We start from the raw sequence: 21,472 nt of genomic DNA, 5'->3' as shown, positions 1-21,472 counted from the left end.
TTTGAGGTAAAGTGCTCGAGGGGGGACTTGAACCCCCATGCCTTTCGGCATACGCACCTCAAGCGTACGTGTCTGCCATTTCACCACCCGAGCTTTTTTGTGAGCCGTGAGAATACCCTGACCAGCGAAACGCGCAAGGGTTTCTTTGGGCGTGTGGGCAGAAAATGCCTTTTCATCCGGGGCAATTCACCTTACGTTCCGGCGTTCTCAAACTGACCCCAGACTCATGAAAAAATCCACTCAGGCATTCACCCTCGTCGAGCTTCTCGTCGTCATCGTCATCATCGGCATTCTCGCAGCCATCGCTCTGCCGGTTTTCCAGAAGGCTCAGGAAAAAGCCAGGGCAATGAGTGATTTGAGCAATCTCAAGCAACTCGGAATCGCTGTGCAGGCTTTCAAAGGGGATAATAATGGAGAAATTCCCAGTGGCTCCACGGCAACGAGTGCGCCCAAAGTTTGGCAACAACAGCTGAATCCTTCCTACATCTCCACATGGAAAGTCTTTAAATCGCCTTTTGATAGTCGAACAGTTACCGAGACTACTTCTTCACCAGTAAGTTATGGAATAAATGGCGAGGGTGCTACTACTGGAATACTTGGCATTGATAGCTCAAAAATCACCTATCCAAGTAACCTTATTATGTTTGCGCCGGCGTTATCCGCAGGAACAGGACTTACATTTAGCGGCATAGGAGATGCGGACGTTTTGGTAACTGTCACTACTGCCGGAATCGGCGACCGTGGCACCCATTCTTCTCGCAAGAGAATCAATGTAGTTTATGCCGATGGCCATGCAGAAGACATTCTCTTCAGTAAGTTTATCATAAAAACTGGTGATGAAGGCAGCAAGCGGTGGGATTATACGTATGTAGCACCTTGAAAATGGTGTCGGGAGTTTCAGTGTGTCTGGCGGACAGATCCTACTCCATTGCAATCGGGTGTGGTTTTCTTAGATCTTTTGTTGATCAGATTGCTTTTCTCAACCTGAAATCTACGGTGGCCGTCATTACGGATGATAATGTTGGCCCACTCTATGCGGAATGCGTTTTGCACAGTCTCCGCGTTGCTAACATCGAAGCAGTTTTACTAACTGTCCCCGCCGGGGAAAAAAGCAAATCGTTGCCCGTCGCGGAAGGGTTGTTAGACAAGATGGCCGACGCTGGCCTGGACCGGAGTTCCATTGTTATCGCACTTGGCGGCGGAGTCATCGGCGACCTCGCGGGTTTCGTGGCCGCCATCTATTTTCGCGGCATTCCCTGCATTCAAATACCCACCACCGTCCTGGCCCAAGTCGATAGCTCCATCGGCGGCAAGACCGGCGTGAATCTCGCCAGTGGCAAAAATCTCGTCGGCAGTTTCCATCAACCACGCGCTGTGTTAGTCGATGTTAGCACCTTGCAAACATTGCCCGAGCGCGAGTTCAACGAGGGTTTCGCCGAAATCATCAAGCACGCCATCATCCGCGACGCGGACCTCTTCGAAAAACTCCAGTCCTTCGACTGTGCTAACATCGACGACCTCACCTCCATCATCCAGCGCAACATCGAGATCAAGGCCAGCATCGTCAGCCAGGACGAATTCGAAACCCTCGGCCTGCGCGCGCTGCTCAACTTCGGCCACACCATCGGCCACGGCATCGAAAACGCCGCCGGCTACGGCAACCTTCTGCACGGCGAAGCCATCAGCCTCGGTATCCTCGCGGCGGCGCGATTGTCCGTCTCCCACGCACAGATGCCTGCCGCCGATCTCGCCGCCATCGAGGCCTTGCTCATTCGCTTCCAACTCCCCACGCAGCTCCCTGCCAGCATCTCCACAGAATCGATTCTTACTGCGCTCCAGAAGGACAAAAAATTCTCCGCTGGCCAGATTCGATTCATCCTCTCGCCCGGCATCGGCGACGCCTTTGTGGCGAGTTCCATTTCCATCGAAGACATCCGCCGCGAGATAGAAGCCTTGCGCTAGGAGCCGGTTTGGGATTCATCTCTTTCCATGAATCACACCGAGGCCTGCATCGCGCTCAACATGATCCCGCGCATCGGCCCCGTGCGGATTCGCAAATTGCTCGATTGCTTCGAGACTCCCGAGCGCATCCTCACCGCGCGACAATCCGTCCTTGAGCAAATCCCCGGAATCGGTCCCGACACCGCCTCCGAGATTGCCAACTGGGAACGCACCATCGACCTCAGCGCCGAGCTCGCCCGCATTCAGGAATACGGCGTCACCGTCATCACCCAGGCCGACTCGTTTTACCCCCCGCTCCTCCGCGAAATCCACGACCCGCCGACCGTTCTCTACGTCTGGGGGAAACTTCTCGAAAAAGACCAGCACGCCATCGGCGTCGTCGGCTCGCGCAAAACCACCCACTACGGCATCGAAGCCGCGCGCAAACTCTCCTACCAACTCGCCTACTCCGGCCTCACCGTCGTCAGCGGCCTCGCCCGAGGCATCGACACCGCCGCGCATCAGGGCGCACTCGCCGCCAAGGGCCGCACCATCGCCGTCCTCGGCAGTGGACACCAATTTCTCTACCCACCGGAAAACAAAGAACTCGCCGAGAAAATCGCCGCCGGAAATGGAGCCGTCATCAGCGAATTTTCCATCACCGTGCAACCCGACCGGCAAACTTTCCCCATGCGCAACCGCATCATCAGCGGCTGGAGCTTTGGCACGCTCGTCGTCGAAGCCGGACTCAATAGCGGCGCGCTCATCAGCGCCAACATGGCCCTCGAACAAGGCCGCACCGTTTATGCCGTTCCCGGCCCCATCGACCGGCCGAACTCCATGGGCTCCAACCGGCTCATCCAGCAGGGTGCCAAACTCGTGATGGACGCCGCCGACATCCTCGACGACCTCGGCACGCTCTTCCGGCATGCGCCAGAGTTGACGCGCAGCGCGCCCGCCGACCTGAGCGACGAGCAACGCGCCGTTTACGACGCGATCACCGATGACGAGACGCCCATCGACCGCATCGTCGCCGCCAGCGGCCTGGCCACCGGCAAAGTCCTTTCCACCCTCCTCGCCCTGGAAATGAAACGCCTCGTGAAACAATTGCCCGGCCAGCGTTTCGTGAAACTGCTCTAACTCCGCTCCGGCGTCCGCCCCGTCAGAAAATTCGTCCGCGGAAGCAGAAAATTGGTTCGCGCGAGGTGCAAATTGGTCTGTCCGACTCGCAGATTCGTCCGCGCGGGTTCATGATTCGTCCGCGAGGACCAAAAATTCGTCCGCGTGAGGTCCCAATTGGTTCGTCCGACCTGCAAATTCGTTCGCGCAGACTCTAGATTCGTCCGCGTGGGTTCGTCATTTGTCCGTCCGCTCTCCAAATTCGTCCGCTCGATCCTGATTTTCGTCCGCTCGGGCCTCTCGTCCATTCGATTGGTACTCCCGTCTGCGCGTTCTCCGAGTGGAGTTGCAGAGAAATCACCGTCCGGCGCTGGGGCAAGGCGCGTTACACTGGCATGAACACCACTCCTTACTGGCTCGAAACGGCGGAGGAAATCTCGTTTCCTGCACTCGCATCCGACTTGCAGGTCGATGTCTTGATCGTCGGCGGCGGCATCACGGGCATCACGGCGGGCTGGTTGCTGCGCAAGGCTGGCAAACGCGTCGCCATCGTCGAACGCGGGCGCATCGCCGAGGGCCAGACCGGGCACACCACGGCGCATCTTACCCAGGTGACCGACATGCTGCTGACCGATCTTCTTCAACATTTTGGGCGCGACCACGCCCAGGCGATCTGGGATGCGCACGGGGCGGCGATTGATGAATTGCGCGAGATCGTGACCGAACTCGGGATCGACTGCGAGCTGCGGGCGATTCCGGCGTTTCTGGTCGTGGCCGAGGACGCCGATCTGAAAGAGGCAGCCCAGGAACTCCGCGACGAGGCCGACCTCGACTACGAACTTGGTTTCCCCGGTATGTTCATGGAAGCGGGCCCGATCACGGGGCGTCCGGCGATTCGCTACGCGAACCAGTGGAAATTTCATCCCGTGAAATATCTGCGTGCGCTGGCCCAGGCGTTCGTGGAGGCGGGCGGGCTGCTTTTTGAGCAAACGGAGGCGTCGGAGTTTCATGACGATCCGACTCGCGCCACGGCGAATGCCACGGGCAATAAATATACGATCCACTACACCGACCTCGTGCTGGCGACTCACGTTCCGCTCACCGGTCACGCCGGTTTTCTGAGCCAGTCGCTCTTGCAAACCAAGCTCGCGCTTTATTCCACCTACGCCGTCGAAGGGAAAATACCGACCGGCACCGTCCCCGAAATGCTCTGGTGGGACACGGCGGATCCCTATTTGTATCTGCGAATCGATCATCACGAGGATGGCGACGTGGCGATTCTCGGCGGCGAGGACCACAAAACGGGCCAGGAGTTAAACACCGAAGAGCGCTTCGAGCGATTGGAGGCGAAACTCCGCGAACTCCTCCCCGGAGTCGCACTGGAACGGCGTTGGTCGGGTCAGGTCGTCGAGCCGGTCGATGGGTTGCCCTACATCGGCGCGATGCGGGAGCACCAATACATCGGCACCGGTTACGCCGGGCACGGGACGAGTTTCGGGACATTGGCGGCGCGGATGATCACGGATTTGATCGTCGATGGCGCGAGTCCGTGGAGCGATTTGTTCGCCGTGGAGCGCAAGAAACTGTCTGCGACGTGGGATTATTTGGTCGAAAACAAGGATTACCCATTCTATCTGGCGAAAGATTTTCTCTCGCGCGGCAAGGACCAAGCCGTGGAGAATTTACAGCCGGGTCAGGGCGCTATCATCCGGCGCGACGGCCACAAAATCGCCGCCAGCCGCGATGAGTCGGGCCAGACTCACCTCGTTTCCGCCGTCTGCCCACACATGGGTTGCATCGTGGCTTGGAATGGAGCCGAGCGAACCTGGGATTGCCCGTGCCACGGCTCGCGTTTCCAATGCGACGGACGCGTTTTCGCCGGTCCGGCCGAGAGCGATCTGAGTCCGGTCGAGAGTAAGGGTTGAATCGCCACCCGGTTCCACTAGAGGTGAGCCATGGATGATGTGCCCGCCAATGTTCACGAGAGTATTTTCACTTCCATCTACGAGGCGAATCACTGGGGATCGACCGTCTCCCGCTCGGGTCCGGGGTCCGAGAGCGAAACGACGGCTGTCATTCGTATGGAAGTCCCGAAATTGCTCCGCTCGCTCGGCGCGGAGAGTCTGCTCGACATTCCCTGCGGCGACTTCGGCTGGTTGCGGCAGGCGTCGCTTCCGATCCAAAATTACATCGGCGGCGACATCGTTCGCGAGCTGATCGAGCGTCTGCAAGTGGAGTTGGAAAACCATGCGCTGGGGTATTCCTGCACGTTTCTCCACCTCAATCTCCTCGCCGACGATCTGCCCAAAGTCGATGTCGTGCTCTGCCGCGATTGTCTGGTGCATTTTTCCTACGCGTCCATTTTCGCCGCGATCCAGAATCTGGTCCGCAGCGGCTCGACCTATTTGCTGACGACGACATTTACCGGGCGCACGGCCAACCGCGAGTCTCGCGACGGCGGCTGGCGCACCTTGAATCTGGAGTTGCCGCCCTTCCATTTTCCACCGCCGCTACAGCTCATCAATGAGGCGTGCCCCGAGGGCGACGGACGTTACGCCGACAAATCCCTCGGTCTCTGGCGGCTGGCCGATCTGGGTAAATTGACCTTCCAAGCGCCGCCGCAGAAGCCGGGAAACTAACTTTCCACGTCCGCTTGGTTTCGCCGGACGAATTATTTGTATGGAAGAAACCTCAAATACCGCTCCCTCGGACGAGTTTAAGCCCGATGCCGAGACTCTGGCCGACGCCGAGTCGCTCGATTACAAACATTGCCCGGTGACTGATCCGGCGCATCAATTGCAGAAAAAAGCGGGCGGCATCGCCGGTGCGATCGGCGGGACATTCATCGGCACCGTAGTCGCCGGACCCGTGGGGGCATTGATCGGCGCGGCCATCGGCGGAACGGTCGGGACGATTGCAGGCAAGATTGGCGGGGAACTTTTCGACCCCAGCGGCGAGCCGGAGTATTGGATGAAGCATCACGCCGAACAGACGTTTGCGAAGCCGGGCTCGTCCTATCTCGACTACGAACCGGCCTATCGCGCGGGTTATAACAACTACACGCCCGGTGAAAGTTTCGAGCAAGCCGAGCCGGATTTGATTCGCTATTACAACGACCACGGCGGCACCGCGCATTTGCCGTGGGAGGAAGCCCGCCCCGCTGCCCATGCGGCCTGGGACCGGCTCACCTACATCTTCCCACTGGAGAAGATGAATCGATTCTAAGTCACTTCCGCGGCGTGCGCGGCTCGTATTTATCCACCACGAGCGAATGCTGTTGGTGGACGGTCTTAAAGGGGAATACGACCACCGTTTCGGCGCTGGCCCGGCTTTTCCGGAGGAGGCGGTTGTCGGGGTTGGACTCGACTTCGTAGTTAAACTCCAGCTTCGTGATCCGGGCAATGATCCAGAAAAGGCGATACGGCTCCAGCAGCGCGCCCTCGGATTTGAGAACGGTGGCGTCCTGGCGGCTGATCCAGATCTTGCCAGTGAGTTGGGCGAAGAAACGCTGCTCGCGGGTCTTGATCGGCAGGCCAGGTTTGGGATTGAAAGCGATCACGGCGGCGGACTCGCCCGCAGCCTTTTCATCGGGCAGACAGGTCCAGACGTAGCGGTCGCGCAGGGAATATTTGCGGATGGCGTCGGCCAGCGAGTCGATGCGGGTGTTCGACGAGGAATCGTCGTCGTCCGCGGCGGGAGTGGGAGTCGAATCGGGCTGGTCTGACTTCGTGGGTTTGTCCGCCGTTTTCTCAGCGCCCTTATGGAAAAACGTCAGCGTTCCGTCCAGTTCCTCCGAAGTGTATTCGATGGGATCTTTCTCATCGGGACGGAAGATCGACTTCCAAGTTCCCGTGGCGATCACAGTGCCATCGCTGTCGAATTGCTGCGTCGTGAGCGTCTGGCGATATTGCCATTTGCGGAGCGGAATGGCCCGGGCTTGGATCTTGGCGAGGGCGCTGTCGAAAAGGGCCAGCGCCGCCGGGTCGCTCTCCTGCGCTCGCAGCAGCGGCACGAGAAAAAGAGCCGCGAGCAGGACGATCAATCGGGGAAACATCGCCTAAAGTGTGGGCGGAATGGTTTCCTCACAATCAGAAATGCATCAGGGATCTGGATGAAATTGAAATTTGCAACCGGCCCCGCCAGCGATTAAACGTGTGCGGCTTCGATTCCCAGTGAACGCGCTGAAGCCGATTCTTTTCAGATATCTATTTAACTCCCATGGGCAAAACTCTCATCATCGCCGAAAAGCCATCGGTCGCGGGCGACATCGCCAAGGTCATCGGCAAACTTCAAAAAGAGTCGGACTGGTTTGAAAATGACGAATACATCGTCTCATCGGCCGTCGGCCACCTCCTGGAATTGTGCGCGCCCGAGGGAGTGGAAGTGAAACGTGGCAAATGGAGCCTCGTCAATCTGCCAGTATTGCCCGACGAATTTGCCCTGCGTCCCATCGAAAAAACGACCAGCCGGCTCAATGTGCTGAAGCGCCTGATCAAGCGCAAGGACGTGGATTCCATCATCAATGCCTGCGACGCCGGCCGCGAGGGCGAGCTGATTTTCCGCAACATCGTCACCGCCTCCGGCACCAGCAAACCCACGCAGCGGCTCTGGCTCCAGTCGATGACTCCGGGTGCGATCAAGGAGGCTTTTGCCAAACTTCGAACGGAAATACAGATGCAGCCGCTGGCCGACGCCGCCGTTTCCCGCAGCGAAAGCGACTGGCTGGTCGGCATCAATTCGACTCGTGCGCTGACGGCTTTCAACTCGAAAATCGGCGGTTTCCAGAAGACGACTGCGGGCCGCGTGCAAACGCCGACGCTCGCCATCCTCGTCGAGCGCGAGGAGAAGATCCGCAACTTTAAGGAGCGCCCGTATTTTGAAGTCTTCGGCGATTTTGGAGTCGAGTCAGGGAGCTATCGCGGACGCTGGTTTGATCCAAGTTTCAAAAAAGCCACCGACGAAGCGGGCGAGGAAGCCAAGGCCGAGCGCCTTTGGACCCGCGAACGCGCCGAGGCCATCGCCGCCAAATGCACCAGGAAAATCGGCATCATCGAGGAGGAAAAAAAGCCCACGAGCCAGATCGCGCCGCAGCTTTACGACCTCACGACCCTCCAGCGCGAAGCCAACTCCCGTTTCGGCCTGCCCGCAACCCGCACCCTCCAGATTGCCCAAGCCCTTTACGAGCGCCATAAAGTTCTCACTTACCCGAGAACGGATTCGCGTTATCTGCCCGAGGATTACATCGGCAACGTGAAGAGCGTCTTCGGCAGCTTCGACTCCCGCGATCTCAGCGCGCACGCCGAAAAAGCCCTCAAAAACGGCTGGGTTCATCCGAACAAACGCATCTTTAACAACGCCAAAGTCTCGGACCACTTTGCCATCGTCCCCACCGGCAACTCGCCCGCGGGCCTCGACGATCTCCAGATGAAAATCTACGAAATGGTCAGCCGCCGCCTCATCGCGGTCTTCTATCCGGCGGCCCAATTCGAGATCACCAACCGCGTGACCATCGTCGAAGGTGAGAAATTCAAAACCGACGGCAAAATCATCATCGACCCAGGCTGGATGGCGGTTTACGGCAAGGAAGCTCAGTCCGAAAAAGCGGAAGGCGACGAGTCTGGCAAGGCGCTCGTTCCCGTCAAAAAAGGCGAAACCGCCGACGTCGAGCAGATCGAAGTGAAGGAAAGCCTCACCCGCCCGCCCGCCCGCTACAACGAAGCGACCCTCCTCAGCGCGATGGAAGGCGCCGGCAAACTCATCGACGACGACGAACTCCGCGAGGCCATGCGCGAGAAAGGCCTCGGCACCCCGGCGACGCGCGCTTCTATTATAGAAGGCCTGGTTTACGAAGGTTATCTCGAACGCCGCGGACGCGAACTCATCGCCACGAGCAAGGGCATTTCCGTCATCACCCTCCTGAAAAACCTCAAAGCCGACGTTCTCACCAAGCCCGAGCTGACCGGCGAATGGGAGTTTCGCCTGAAGGAAATGGAAGCCGGCCGTCTTTCCCGTGTCGAATTCATGACCGGCATTCGCCATCTCACCCAGGATCTCGTGGACAAGGTCAAGGGCTTCGGCGACGAGCCCATCGAGGGCACCTACCTCACGCTCGACGTCGTCTGCCCGAAATGCGGCAACGGCCCGTTTAAGGAAGATTACCGCACCTGGACCTGCCAAAGCTGCCAGCTTCGCATCTGGAAAGGCGTCGCCGGACGCGAGTTTGAGCCGAAGGAAGTCGAGGAACTCCTCACCACCCGCCGCGTCGGACCGCTGGAAGGATTCGTCAGCAAAATGGGCCGCCGCTTCGCCGCCAGCATCATCCTCGATGAAGACTGCAAAGCCACCTTCGATTTCCCAAAAGCCGACGCCGACGGCGCACCCGACCTCACCACCGCCAAACTTCTGGCCGAGACCGAGCTGGGCAAAATCTACGAGACCGAGACCAACTACCTCTGCGTTCCCGAGAAGGAAGGCGAACCCACCATCAAAATGGGCAAGCAGATCCTCCAGCAAAACATCCCGGCGGATCAGGCTCTGAAGATTTTCACCGTCGGCAAGACCGACCTCTTCAAGCGCTTCATCAGCAAAAAAGGCAAACCCTTCTCCGCCTTCCTCAAACTGGAGGGCGCGAAAGTCGGCTTCGAGTTCGAGGCACGCAAAAGCTTCAAGCCCAAGCCGACGCACAAGCCCTTCGCCCGAGTTCCATCCGAGTCCGATGAAAAACCGACCGCAACTGCGAAAGCCAAGCCCGCTCCCAAGCGTAAGGCACCCGCCAAGCGGAAAGCCGTCGCCCCGGCGTCCGAGTAATCCTCCAAGCTGACGCCCTGCCCAGGGCGCGAATTTCCGTGGCCGGAAAGTCGTTTTCAGGATATGGAACGGCAACCACTTATGAGCTCCTACATCCAACCCTATCCCGCCACCGTTTCCGAAACACCCGAGGCGGATCGCGCCGCGTTCATTCGCAAAACGTATGCGCACCTCGCTGGTGCCCTCGCCCTGTTCACCGTTTTAGAGGGCATTTTCCTCAACATGGGCCTCGGAGTGCAGGCCATCCAACTGCTGGGAACGAGCCGCTACTCGTGGCTCATGATTCTCGGCGGCTTCATGCTCGTCTCCTGGATCGCGGAGCGTTGGGCGAACAACGGCACCTCCCTGCCAACGCAATACGCTGGGCTCGCCCTCTATACCGTCGCGGAATCTTTGCTCTTCCTGCCGCTCATCACCATGGCCCTCCTCATGACCGGCGATGCGTCCCTGCTCATGCAAGCCGCCATGCTCACGGCTGGCATGGTCGTCGGAATTTCCGCAGTGGCCTTTACTACGCGCAAGGATTTCAGCTTCCTCGGTGGCATTCTGAAGATCGGCGGCTTCGTCGCCATGGGATTGATCGCGGCCTCATTTTTCCTCCCCATCAGCCTAGGCCTCTGGTTCTCCGGCGCAATGATCGTCTTTGCCTCCGGTGCGATTCTCTATAACACCAGCAACCTCATTCATCGCTACGCGCCGGGTCAACACGTCGCCGCCGCGCTGTCGCTCTTCGCCAGTGTCGCCTTGCTCTTCTGGTACATCCTCAGCTTCCTCATGCGCATGCGCCGCTGAGTACGGGTTAATGGACCGAGCGATCGGTATAAAAAAGGGCACTTTTTGCGCGAGGGGCGCGCGTGCTCCCATGTAGGCGATCTGTGTTTCGGAACGGCTTTCCCAGACTCCAGGCGCGAGGTCTTTTTTCTCAACGACCGGGGCCGAAGTGCGGCGGAGTTGCAGCGGCGTGCGTTCCTCTTTCGCCGGAGCCACAGCCAGCGGCGCGGAGGTGAGAACCGCGTCGTTCAGAGTGCAATGCAAGTCGGGCGCTGCCGATGTTAGGCGCGCCTGAATGGAAGTCGCCGAGGACACCCAGAAATCGAGGTCTTCCAGAGGTTGCGGCGTTTCCTGAACGAGCCGGATTTTCACCGGACCCGGTTTGTTAGTCAGCAGTGCGCAGGCGCCGTCTTTCGTGATGATTCGTCCCTCCGAAACCGTGCCAGATAACAATGGAACTCCGGCGTCGGCGAGCGGAAGGATCAACCATCCATCCTGCAAAACTTCGACCTCGAAATCGGTGGTCAGCCGCCACTCTCCATTTTGCTAGGAGATCTCGCAATGCGCGCTGGAAATAATCGCCGGACACGGCGCTGCGGGCTTTTCGACGAGCGGCGGAAGCGTCTCGGCTTTGTTGAGACGCGCCATGGTTTCCTGCCACTGGCTGAGGGAAAGTTCGACCTTGCCGACCGAATTGACAACTGGATCGGCGGCAGGCGCGAGTTGCGGTAAAATGAGGAGCAGGGCGAGAGCGGATGTGCGTGGAAACATGCGCCGACTCTGGCGCGGCTCTGTGAATATTTGATGAAGCTCCCGCGAAGTTTGCGAGAAGATTTCAATGAAACTCGACTCGGAATACAGTGCCCGCAGGCGAGTTAGGGTGCGCTGTAATCGTGCCGCTGTGGCTCTCGACGATAGACCTAACAATGGCGAGTCCAAGTCCCGTCCCGCGCTCGCCTGTGGCCGGCGATGGCGTGGTGAAAAAACGGTCGAAAATTTTCGGCAGCAAGTCGGGTTCGATGCCTACGCCTTGATCGCTCACCTCAAGAACGATGACGCCACTTTCCCTCGCGAGTTGCAGGCGAATCACGCCTCCCGGACGGCTGAAACGCAGGGCGTTGTCGAGGAGGTTATTGCACAGAAGTTCCCACTGCTGCGCGGCGATGGTTAGGAAAATCTCGCCCTCCGCCACATTGGCATGGAAGTCGAGTTGCAGCGCGGCGGCGCGGGCGGCATGGGAGGAGGTTAGCACTCGGGTGATGGCGGCGATGTCGATGGCCATGTTAGTCGCGCGCTGGCTTTCCACCCGGCTGAGGGCGAGGACGTTGCCGACGATTTGATCGAGCCGCGCGACCTCGTGCTGGATGTTAGTCAGAAACCGCTGGCGCACTTCCGGCTGGTCGGTGTCTTCCAAAATTTCCGCCGCGCCACGGATGGCGGCGAGTGGCGTTTTGAGCTCGTGGGAAAGGTTGGTCACCATGTCTTCCACATAGGCCTTGCCCTCGAGCTTGAGTCGCATTTTTTCCAGGGCACGCGCCAGCATGCCGAGTTCGCTGCGGGTCCAGGTTTCCAGTTTGATGTTAGGTTGCCCGGCGGCAATCGACTCGGCCTGGCTGGCGAGTTGTCTAACTATTCGCGTAATGTAGCCGGAGATGACGTAGGCGAGAATCGCAGCCAGCGAAAAGGCTAGAAACACGGGCACGGCGAACTTCAGCAAGGTGGTTAGAATGAAGACCGCGATGCGTTTCGTTGGCTTCACTGCGGTGACGGTGCCGACGACGCGATCACCGACGCGAACGGGCACTGTGCTGTAGAGTTTCACCGTGCCATCGACGTGTTCCCAGCGCGCGCCGTAATTGCCGAGCCGGGCCTGGACGACATCGTTGGTGTGCAGTTTTCCAGAGCGCCCGAGCGTGTCGTAAACGATCTGGCCCTTGTCGTCGCAGATGATGAGTTCGAGGTCGAAAGCGGTGCGCTCGCTGCCGAAAATGCGCGACTTGAGCGGCCTGCCAGCGCGAAGTCCTTCGATGACGGAGTTGAGTCCGAATCGAATGAAAGCCGGGTCGGCGGTGCCGGTTTCCACGGCCTTGGCATAGACGCCGGCGGTGATGGTGGCGACGTCGATGAGACCTTCCTCGGTGGATTGCAGCCAGGCGCGCTCGACCACACCGCGCGCGGTCCAGATGAGGTAGCTGCAGGGGAGAATGAGGATGAGCAAATGCGAGACAAACACCTTCCAGTGAATGCTGCGGAGCCCCGGCAATCGCATGTTAGGAAATGGTTAGTCGCCCGGCGGTGCGGGCGAGCGAATCGACGGCGCGCGGGTCGAGTTCGCCGCACCAGTGTCCGCCTTTTTTCAGGCTGGAGCCGACGATGAACGCGTCCGCCAGCGGCCAGAGCGGAGTTAGGTTTGACTCAGAAACGCCGGAGCCGATGACGACGGGCAGCGCGGTGTGCGAGCGGATGTTTTCGAAGTCGCCCAGGTTAGGAGCGTCGCCTGTGACCCGGCCTGTGACGATCACCGCGCTCGCACCCATGTATTCGGCGGCGGCGGCGGTTTCGGCGAGGGAAATGTCGGCGGTCATGGCGTGCGAGGCGTGCTTCTTTTTGATGTCGGTCCAGACTTCCACGGCGTCGGCTCCGATGGCGCGGCGGTAGCGTAGCAGTGGCCCGGCGCAGGCGTCCATCCAGCCTTCGTCGGCGACGTGGCCGAAGGTGAACGCCTCGGCGCGAATAAATTGCAACTCGCATGAAAAAGCGACTGCCAGCGCGGCTTCGTTGGCTCCCGCGAGAATTTGCAGTCCGATCTTTCCCGGGAATTCCGCCCGCACGGCCTGCGCGCAGATCGTCATCGCGGCGACGATTTCCGGCCCGACATTTCGCGCGAGATACGGTGTGTCGTGCATGTTTTCGATCAGCACGGCGGAGAAGCCAGCCTCACGATAAATCCTCACCTCGGCCACCGCGCGGCGTGTGATTTCGTTCACACTCGACTGCGACTGCGGTGTGCCGGGCAGCGCCGCGAGATGGATCATGCCGATGAGAGTTTTCATGCGAATTTCCTGTTTTCCGAGTTCGCCAGCACTCTACGCTCTGCGCCCATGGATTGGAATAACTGGATTCCGCAACAACGCGCCACGCTTTGCTTCATCATCGACGGCCCGCGCGTGCTCTTGATTCACAAATTGCGTGGGCTCGGCATCGGCAAGGTCAACGCGCCGGGCGGAAAAATCGATCCGGGTGAGAGTGCGTTGGAATGCGCCATTCGCGAGACGCAGGAGGAGGTCGGCGTGACGCCCATCGACCCGCGGCACGTGGCGGAGTTGTCCTTTCATTTCACCAATGGATTCCAACTCCAATGTTCCGTTTTCCTCGCGTTCGATCACTCAGGAGAGCCCCATGCCACGCCCGAGGCGGAGCCGTTTTGGTGCGAGTTGCAGTCGATTCCCTACGAAGAAATGTGGCAGGACGACGCGCTCTGGCTGCCGCAAGTTCTCGCGGGGGAACGTCTCACTGGCCGCTTCGTTTTCGATGAAGAGACGATGCTGAGCCACGAATTGCTCTCTTGGTGACGGTTAAAAACTTGGCGGTCCCCGGAACTTTCATTAGAGTCAGGGATGTCTCAAAAAGTTTTCACCCTCGGACACTCTCCCGATCCGGACGACGCGTTCATGTTTTACGCGATGGCGGAGAAAAAAATCGATCTGCGCGGCTTCGAGTTTGAGCACATTCTCCAGGACATCGAGACGCTGAACGACCGGGCGACGCGCGGGGAGTTGCACATTTCCGCCGTCTCCATTCACGCCTACGCCTACGTGCTCGACAAATACGCGCTGCTCGCCTGTGGAGCCAGCATGGGCGACGGCTACGGTCCGATGTTAGTCGCGTTGCCGGGGGCGGATTTGCCTGCGGATAAAAGCGACGACAGCGTCCGTGCCTGGCTGAAAGGCCGCACCGTGGCGATCCCCGGCACGCGGACGAGCGCGTTTCTCTCGTTGCGCCTGTTCGTGGGCGAGGTGAACTACATCGTGGTGCCGTTTGATGAGATTTTTAATGCCGTCAAAGACGGACGCGCCGATGTCGGGCTCATCATTCACGAGGGCCAACTCACCTACGCCGCCGATGGCTTCGAACTCCTTCTCGACATGGGCGAATGGTGGAAACGCAGCACCGGCCTGCCGCTCCCGCTCGGTGGCAATGTCATCCGCAAAGACATCGAACCCGAAGTCCGCCGCGAACTTTCCATCGTGTTGAAAGACAGCATCGAATACGGCCTGAAAAACCGGCTCGCCGGCGTGCAACATTCCATGCCGCTGGCACGCGGACTTGACCTCGCGATGGCCGACAAATTCATCGGCATGTATGTCAACGACTACACGCTCGACTACGGCGTCACCGGGAGAAAAGCGATCACCACATTTCTAGGAGCCGCCAGCGAGGCCGGCCTGATTCCAGCTCCCGTGGAATTGGAATTCGTCAGCTAACATCCAATCTTATGGCCATCAAAAAACGTCTCGTCCGCATCGCCCCCATGCAATTGGGAAAAATGTTAGGAGCCCTCTATGGAGCGATGGGGCTGATCTTTGTGCCTATCTTTGGCGTCATTGCCCTGGCTGGAGCTTTCATTCCCAAGCAGCCTAACATGCCTGCAACGCCCGGAGCCATGTTCGCGGGACTTGGCGTGGGGCTCATGATTTTCATGCCGGTCTTCTATGGTTTAATGGGCTTCATCGTCGGCCTTATCGGTGCTACCATTTACAATCTCTTCGCCAAGTGGATCGGCGGGATTGAAGTGGAAGTCGAATAAGGCTGCTCTGCGGGACAGATGGAAGATCCGCTTAAAAGCGAGTGCGATGCGGCTCTGGCCAAGTTGGCTCGGCGCATCCGGGATTTTTCGCGCCACTCGGAGTTTGGTTCGTATGCCGTGGGCGATCCCGAGGCGGATGCGGCGCTGCACCATCTGGGAAATGAAATCCGGGCCACTTTGCCACCCTTGGCGGGGGAGGATGGTGCCTTCCACGGGCCAGACGTCTATGTGGCCACGGAACTGCCCCAAGTCGGCGGGCATTCCCTGGTGATCGGTGATTTCGTGTCCGCTCTGCAGGAAGACGCGGGTGAGAAGCCCGTGCTGTTGCTCACGAATTTCCATAGGCGCGAAGCTGGCCCGCTGCCCGAGTGGTCTCTGGAAAGAATCGGCTTCACCCCGGATCGCGTCGAGATCGTCCAACAATCGAGCCCTGCGGAAACGGTGCGGCGCTTGCTGGAAAGGCTGCTGGAGTTGCGCCCGGCGCGGCTGTTTTTGTTTCAACACCCCAAGGATCCGTTGCCTGTCGCGGCCGCTCTGCCTGAGCTCGCTGGCACCCGGTTTCTGGTGCATCACTCCGATCACATGCCCACTTTTGGGCTCCATCTGCCGGGCATGAGAGTTATCGAACTCCATGCCTCCGGCGCGTCGCAAAGTCGTTTCCTCGGGATTCCTTATGAATTGCTCCTGCTCACCGCGCCCGATCCGGGTCCTCGTCCGGTGGGATTTCTGGAAAAAGAGGCGCTCATCACCGGCAGCTCCGGCCGTCCGCAAAAATTCGAGCGTCCCTATTTCCTGAGCTATCCGGATGCCGTCGGAGTCATCCTGCGGACGACGCGCGGCTGGCATCTGCATCTGGGCCCGCTGGCCGATACGACTTTGAGTGCGATCAGCGCCATTCTGGAAAGGGACGGAATCGCTGCAGACCGGTTCATCCATGTGCCCTGGGTGCCGTCCGTGGCCGAGGCGCTTTGGGAGCATCGCTGCGACCTCTATATTTCGTCGTTTCCCATGGGCGGTGCGAGGACCGACGTCGAGGTAGCCGCCTCCGGCACACCGCTCCTGCTTCATCAATCCAACGTCGCAGGGAGCGTCGATGCTACGAAGCCTGCCGGTTCCCTAAACTGGCAGGACGTGGAGGAACTCGCCGCGATTTTGGAGAAATGCCATGACCGCGAATGGCTCGAAACCCAATCGAGATTGATCCGCGCCTACTTCGATGAAAAGCACCATGCCACGGTCTTTTCGGCCACTCTGCGGCGAATCGTCGCCCATGGAAAAGGCGCGCCCGAGACCGATGTGACCCAGCGCGATGCGGTGCGGCTGCAAAAAATCACCCGCGCGCTCTACAACGACGCCGTTCGCCGCACTCACGAGGAACTGGAGCTTCGCCGGAGCCAGAAAAGCAGTATTTCCGGCCTGCAAAAACGCGTCAAAGCCCTCGAAACCCGCCTCAAAGAAGTAGCTCGGAAAGCCGAACCGCCTGTTCGCGCCGATTCCAGCAGCCGTTGGTGGCGCTGGCTGCGAAAATCTTGAGTGCAAACTCCAAATATTTTGGCATGAGCCCCGTGTCCCCTGAAACTGACGGCTCGCCGATGGACCTCATCCTCAATTTCGTTCCCACTGGCATGTTGCCCACGAAGGCCGACAACCCGCATGTGCCCGTCACCATCGAGGAAATCCTCGCCGACATCGCCGCCGTCCAGCAGCTCGGGATCACCATGGTCCACGTCCATGTTCGCGACGCCGCGCAACAACCCACGCTCGACACCGGCTTCTATGCTGAACTCGTCTCCGGCATCCGCGAGATCGATCCCCAACTCGTCGTCTGCGTCTCCTGTAGCGGCCGCCGTTCACCCGAGCTCGCCGCGCGTCGCCTCCCGCTTACCCTCACCGGAAACGCCAAACCCGACCTGGCCTCACTCACCCTCAGCTCGCTCAATTTCACCCGCCAGGCCAGCATCACCTCCCCGGAAACTCTCACCGGTCTCGCCACAGAAATGCTCCGGCACGGCATTGTTCCCGAAATCGAAATCTTTGACACCGGCATGATGAACGTCCTGCGCTACCTGCGTGAACACGGCAACATCCACGACCCGTGTTACATCAATCTCATCCTCGGAAACATCGCCAGCGCGCAATGCGAGCCGGGCGTTCTCGGGCTCCTGCTCGGCCAACTGCCGCCGGGAGCGCTTTGGTCACTGGGCGGCATCGGCAGCGTGCAGCTCCCGGCCAACGCTCTGGGCATCGCCCTCGGCGGTGGCGTGCGCGTGGGATTGGAGGATAATCTATTTTTTGACCAAGCCCGCCAGCAACCCGCCACCAATCTCAGCCTCGTCGAGCGCGTCCATTCGCTGGCCCGCATCCACAGGAGAAAAATCATGTCGCCTGCTGATTTCCGCAGTCGCCTGCGACTCCTCCCCGGCCACGGCAGCTATGGCCGGGAACCCATTTCCATCTAAGTCCCATGCCCGCGCCCTTTGTCCTCTTTGGCACCCATCCGCTCTTTGGCGATTACGTGGATGCGATTCACTCCGTCGGCGGCATTCTCACGCGACTGGTGAGAAACATCGAGGAACCCGCGAGCCCGCCCGGCCAGCGAGTGGAGGACCGCATTGCCCGTTACGAAGACTGGCTGCAGCGCCAGGGCCTCGACCACCGGGTGCAAGTAGAATGGCTCTCCACATTTCAACCTAACTCCCATGAAACCGCCGTCGCTGGGTTTCGCGGTCCGAAGCTCGAGTCGCTGGTGCGGGAACTCCAGCAACGCTTCGACCTCCACTTCCCCCCATTGATTCATCAAACGGCCTGCGTCTCGCCGATGGCCATCCTCGAGGAGGGCGTCTTTGTCGGCGCAGGCACCATCGTTGCGCCCCACACGCGGGTCGGCCGGTTTACCTATCTCAATCGCGGAGTCACCCTCGGGCACGATGGCGAGATCGGCGATTACGTCATCATCGGCCCCTCGGCTTCGCTCGCTTCCGGCGTCCATCTGCAACGCGGCGCGATCATCGGCATCGGAGCCACCGTCGTGGAAGACCTCCGCATCGGCACCGGCAGCTATGTGGCCGCCGGGGCCGTGGTGCTGAAAGATGTCGCCGATCATCGTCTCGTCGCCGGTGTGCCTGCGGTCGATAAAAAGGCGTTTCTCCCAGAATCCTGCTGATGAATTTGTTGGCTCAAAAAGAGCGGAGTTTGAGCGGGATCACCCCCTACCAGCCCGCGCTGCAAGATGAATGGGATCGCTGCATCGATGCGGCGCGCAACGGCGCTTTTTGGTTTCGCCGCGCTTACCTCGACTATCACAGCGAGCGTTTTCACGATGCCTCGTTCCTCTTCCGCAACCGCAAGGGAAACGTCATCGCCGTCCTGCCCGCGCACTGCGAGGGAAACGAACTTCGCAGCCACGGCGGCCTGCCCTTTGCCGGGTTGATCGTCGCCTATTCCTGCTCTCTGGAAGACATCGAAACCATCTTTTCTCTCCTCGCTGAGCGGATGCGATCCCACGGCTGGACCCGCCTGATCTACGCCGCCCCGCCGTATCCCTACGCCTCCCAGCCTCACGATGAAACCCTCTATGTCTTGGAAAAACTCGGCGCGCGCCGCCTCCCGGGCAAGCTCACCGCGATGATCCATTTGCGCGGGAAAAACATGGCGGACTTTTTCTCGCGTCACCGCCGGAGCGCCGTGCGCAGCGCCAGCAATCGGCATCCTTACGTCTTCACCGAGGAGAAAAATCTCGCCCTCGTCTGGCCCGAGTTGGAGCGTTTTCTGGAGCGACGCCACGGCAGCCGCCCCGTGCACAGCCTGGAGGAAATCACCCGATTGCAAGAGGCGTTTCCCGAATCCATCCGGCTCCTCGTGGCCCGGCGCGATGGCCGCCTGGCTGGCGGGCAGCTCTTCTATCTCTTTGACAACGTCCTGCGCTGCCAGTACGTCTTCCGCACCGAATCCAGCAGTAACGATTACCTGTTTCTCCGGCTCGATCTCGAGGCCTGCCAGATGCCCGGCTGGCAACGCGACTGGCTCGATCTGGGGACTTCCATCAACCCCGCCACCGGCTTGTTAAACAACGCGCTCTACCGAAACAAAGAATACTGCGGCGCGAGAGGCATCTGTCTTCACACCTGGCAATGGGACATCGACTAACCTCGCGGGTGAAACTTGCGATGGATCGATTTCAAGTGGTCGCGATCCACATGCGTGTAGATCTGAGTCGTGGCTATATCGGCGTGACCTAACATCTCTTGAATGATGCGCAAGTCGGCTCCATTTCCTAACAAATGCGTCGCGAAGGAGTGCCGCAACAAGTGCGGATAAACATTCGTGTCGATGCCGGCAAACTTCGCCGATTGCTTCACGATCTGCCAGATGCGCACCGTGGTTAGTTTGCCACCGCGACGGTTCAGAAAAATCTCGCTGCCCGTCTTTTTCCCGACCACGCGCGGACGCTCCACGGTTAGATAATTCTGGATCGCCTCCAGCGCGCGTTTGCCGACGGGCACGAGCCGCATCTTGTCGCCCTTACCGATCACGCGGATCCAGCCTTCCTCCAGATTGATGTTCTCCAGACGCGCATTCACCAGCTCGGACACGCGCAATCCACTGGCGTAAAGCAGCTCGATCATCGCGCGCTCACGCAACGCCGAAGGATGGTTAGTCGGCAGCGCGTCGAGCAACTTCTCGACTTGCATTTCATTCAACGTCTCCGGGAGAAACCGCGTGAGTCGAGGCAGCGGCAGCACGCCTGCGATGTCGGCTTTCACGCGTTTCTCCTTCACCAAAAACCGAAAGAAAATCCGCAACGCCACGATGATGAGTTTGATCGAACCCGCCGCCAATCCGCTCCGTTTGCGATGCGCCAGATATTCGGTGATGTGGTCGAGGTTCACTTCCGAAAACGCCGTCACCTTGGTGTTCTTCTGGAGCCAGCTAACAAACCGCTCGAGTGAGATGCGAATGGTTAGTTGATAGTTAGTCGAGAGCCCACGCTCGACCGCGAGAAAGAGCAGGAAGTCGTCGATGTCCTCTTGCATGGCTAGGGGAGCGCACGCGTCTCGCGTGCATCCAGCGGGCGTCCCGCCCGGTGGCATTGGACGAGCTTTGAGGCGAGACACCTCAAAGAACACGCGGGACGCGTGCGCTCCCGAAGACTCATCGCGTCAGCCTCTCAAAGGCCTCGCGATATTTTTCCGCTGTCTTCGCGATCACCTCCGCAGGCAGCGATGGCGCGGGCGGAGTTTTGTCCCAGTCGAGAGTCTCCAGATAGTCGCGGACGAATTGTTTGTCGTAGCTCGGCGGATTCGAGCCCGGCTGATACGAATCTGCCGGCCAGAAGCGCGAGGAATCGGGCGTGAGGCATTCGTCAATTAAGATCACCTCGTCTCCCAGCATCCCAAATTCAAACTTCGTGTCTGCAATGATAATCCCCTTCGCAGCGGCGATGTCGCGGCCTCTCGTGTAGAGCGCGATGCTGGCATCCCGCACCTTTTGCGCAATGTTAGCACCGAGAATTTCCACACAACGATCCCAACTAATATTCTCATCGTGACCTTCATCGGCCTTGGTCGATGGCGTGAAAAGTGGCGCGGGCAAAATGTCCGCATTCTGCATTCCGATGGGAGCCGCGTGGCCGCCGACCGTGCGGCAGATTTGGTATTCCTTCCAGCCCGAACCGGCGAGGTAGCCGCGCACAACGCATTCGACTGGAAGTGGACTGGTTTTTTTAACTAACATCGAGCGCCCGGCCAGCATCTCGCGATAAGGATGCAACTCCGCTGGAAACTCATCCCCGTCGGCGGAGATGTAGTGATTCGCAATGTTAGGAAACTGCTCGAACCACCAGCGGCTGAGCTGCGTGAGCACCTCACCCTTACCCGGAATCGCGTCGGGAAACACACAGTCAAAGGCCGAAATGCGGTCCGTCGCCACGATAAGCAATTGCTCGCCGAGATCAAAGACTTCGCGGACTTTGCCGCTGCGCAGTTTCGTGATGCCGGGAAGATCGCAGGTGAGGAGATTCATGGAGGA

The 21,472-nt window shown here is 59.4% G+C and carries 21 protein-coding genes and 1 tRNA gene; 15 read left to right on the top strand and 7 right to left on the bottom strand.

What is annotated here, in order from left to right; genetic code table 11:
- Positions 1-12: 12 nt before the first annotated feature.
- Positions 13-93, bottom strand: a tRNA-Leu gene (locus ABIT76_00985).
- Between the two features lie 133 nt (positions 94-226).
- Here ABIT76_00985 and ABIT76_00980 point away from each other — a divergent pair.
- From ABIT76_00980 to ABIT76_00955, 6 genes are all read left to right on the top strand, one after another.
- A complete protein-coding gene (locus ABIT76_00980) occupies positions 227-880 on the top strand; it encodes a prepilin-type N-terminal cleavage/methylation domain-containing protein (protein ID MEO7931710.1) in 654 nt (217 codons plus the stop codon).
- Positions 881-882: 2 nt separating this feature from the next.
- Positions 883-1,962 carry a 3-dehydroquinate synthase gene (gene aroB, locus ABIT76_00975; protein ID MEO7931709.1) on the top strand — a complete coding sequence of 360 codons (1,080 nt, stop codon included), beginning with the start codon at positions 883-885 and terminating at the stop codon, positions 1,960-1,962.
- A gap of 27 nt (positions 1,963-1,989) precedes the next feature.
- Positions 1,990-3,081, top strand: a complete 1,092-nt coding sequence (gene dprA, locus ABIT76_00970) for a DNA-processing protein DprA (GenBank protein ID MEO7931708.1) — start codon at positions 1,990-1,992, stop codon at positions 3,079-3,081.
- A gap of 374 nt (positions 3,082-3,455) precedes the next feature.
- Complete coding sequence (locus tag ABIT76_00965) at positions 3,456-4,985, top strand: FAD-dependent oxidoreductase (GenBank protein MEO7931707.1); 1,530 nt, start codon at positions 3,456-3,458, stop codon at positions 4,983-4,985.
- 30 nt (positions 4,986-5,015) lie between these two features.
- Complete coding sequence (locus ABIT76_00960) at positions 5,016-5,699, top strand: class I SAM-dependent methyltransferase (protein MEO7931706.1); 684 nt, start codon at positions 5,016-5,018, stop codon at positions 5,697-5,699.
- A 40-nt stretch (positions 5,700-5,739) separates the two neighbouring features.
- Positions 5,740-6,285 (top strand): hypothetical protein, encoded by a 546-nt coding sequence (locus ABIT76_00955; protein MEO7931705.1) that lies wholly within the window; start codon positions 5,740-5,742, stop codon positions 6,283-6,285.
- Between the two features lies 1 nt (position 6,286).
- Here the strand turns inward: ABIT76_00955 and ABIT76_00950 are convergent, their stop codons facing one another.
- Complete coding sequence (locus tag ABIT76_00950; protein ID MEO7931704.1) at positions 6,287-7,114, bottom strand: hypothetical protein; 828 nt, start codon at positions 7,112-7,114, stop codon at positions 6,287-6,289.
- A 164-nt stretch (positions 7,115-7,278) separates the two neighbouring features.
- Here ABIT76_00950 and ABIT76_00945 point away from each other — a divergent pair, with 164 nt between their 5' ends.
- Together ABIT76_00945 and ABIT76_00940 are read left to right on the top strand one after the other, a co-directional pair.
- Complete coding sequence (locus ABIT76_00945) at positions 7,279-9,867, top strand: DNA topoisomerase III (GenBank protein MEO7931703.1); 2,589 nt, start codon at positions 7,279-7,281, stop codon at positions 9,865-9,867.
- Positions 9,868-9,948: 81 nt separating this feature from the next.
- Entirely contained in the window at positions 9,949-10,659 is a 711-nt protein-coding gene (locus ABIT76_00940) for a Bax inhibitor-1 family protein (protein ID MEO7931702.1), read from the top strand.
- Between the two features lie 525 nt (positions 10,660-11,184).
- Here ABIT76_00940 and ABIT76_00935 read toward each other — a convergent pair.
- From ABIT76_00935 to ABIT76_00925, 3 genes are all read right to left on the bottom strand, one after another.
- Positions 11,185-11,409 carry a hypothetical protein gene (locus ABIT76_00935; GenBank protein ID MEO7931701.1) on the bottom strand — a complete coding sequence of 75 codons (225 nt, stop codon included), beginning with the start codon at positions 11,407-11,409 and terminating at the stop codon, positions 11,185-11,187.
- 64 nt (positions 11,410-11,473) lie between these two features.
- Positions 11,474-12,907, bottom strand: coding sequence for an ATP-binding protein (locus tag ABIT76_00930; GenBank protein MEO7931700.1), 1,434 nt, complete (start codon positions 12,905-12,907; stop codon positions 11,474-11,476).
- A 1-nt stretch (position 12,908) separates the two neighbouring features.
- Positions 12,909-13,691 (bottom strand): BtpA/SgcQ family protein, encoded by a 783-nt coding sequence (locus ABIT76_00925; protein MEO7931699.1) that lies wholly within the window; start codon positions 13,689-13,691, stop codon positions 12,909-12,911.
- 48 nt (positions 13,692-13,739) lie between these two features.
- Here ABIT76_00925 and ABIT76_00920 point away from each other — a divergent pair, with 48 nt between their 5' ends.
- Genes ABIT76_00920 through ABIT76_00890 form a run of 7 tightly spaced genes read left to right on the top strand, consistent with a single transcriptional unit; the run spans position 13,740 to position 19,591 of the window.
- Positions 13,740-14,210 carry an 8-oxo-dGTP diphosphatase gene (locus ABIT76_00920; protein MEO7931698.1) on the top strand — a complete coding sequence of 157 codons (471 nt, stop codon included), beginning with the start codon at positions 13,740-13,742 and terminating at the stop codon, positions 14,208-14,210.
- Between the two features lie 45 nt (positions 14,211-14,255).
- Entirely contained in the window at positions 14,256-15,122 is an 867-nt protein-coding gene (locus ABIT76_00915) for an MqnA/MqnD/SBP family protein (GenBank protein ID MEO7931697.1), read from the top strand.
- 11 nt (positions 15,123-15,133) lie between these two features.
- Entirely contained in the window at positions 15,134-15,445 is a 312-nt protein-coding gene (locus ABIT76_00910) for a hypothetical protein (GenBank protein ID MEO7931696.1), read from the top strand.
- Positions 15,446-15,463: 18 nt separating this feature from the next.
- Positions 15,464-16,978: a hypothetical protein gene (locus ABIT76_00905; protein ID MEO7931695.1), complete on the top strand. Its 1,515-nt coding sequence runs from the start codon at positions 15,464-15,466 to the stop codon at positions 16,976-16,978.
- A gap of 23 nt (positions 16,979-17,001) precedes the next feature.
- Complete coding sequence (locus ABIT76_00900) at positions 17,002-17,904, top strand: 3-keto-5-aminohexanoate cleavage protein (GenBank protein ID MEO7931694.1); 903 nt, start codon at positions 17,002-17,004, stop codon at positions 17,902-17,904.
- 5 nt (positions 17,905-17,909) lie between these two features.
- A complete protein-coding gene (locus ABIT76_00895; protein MEO7931693.1) occupies positions 17,910-18,608 on the top strand; it encodes a hypothetical protein in 699 nt (232 codons plus the stop codon).
- A complete protein-coding gene (locus ABIT76_00890; protein ID MEO7931692.1) occupies positions 18,608-19,591 on the top strand; it encodes a hypothetical protein in 984 nt (327 codons plus the stop codon). The genes ABIT76_00895 and ABIT76_00890 overlap by 1 nt, the downstream gene beginning before the upstream one ends.
- On the opposite strand, the gene xerD is transcribed toward ABIT76_00890, so the two are convergent.
- Together xerD and ABIT76_00880 are read right to left on the bottom strand one after the other, a co-directional pair.
- Positions 19,588-20,478 carry a site-specific tyrosine recombinase XerD gene (gene xerD / locus ABIT76_00885; GenBank protein ID MEO7931691.1) on the bottom strand — a complete coding sequence of 297 codons (891 nt, stop codon included), beginning with the start codon at positions 20,476-20,478 and terminating at the stop codon, positions 19,588-19,590. The two genes, ABIT76_00890 and xerD, sit on opposite strands and share 4 nt — an antisense overlap.
- A gap of 118 nt (positions 20,479-20,596) precedes the next feature.
- On the bottom strand, positions 20,597-21,466 hold the full coding sequence (locus tag ABIT76_00880; protein MEO7931690.1) for a phosphoribosylaminoimidazolesuccinocarboxamide synthase: 870 nt from the start codon (positions 21,464-21,466) through the stop codon (positions 20,597-20,599).
- Positions 21,467-21,472: the final 6 nt, after the last annotated feature.

The sequence above is a fragment of the Chthoniobacterales bacterium genome (assembly GCA_039930045.1).
Classification (GTDB): Bacteria; Verrucomicrobiota; Verrucomicrobiia; order Chthoniobacterales; family DASVRZ01; genus DASVRZ01.
Note: the sequence above shows the minus strand (reverse complement) of the source record. Positions and strands in the feature narration are given on the sequence as shown.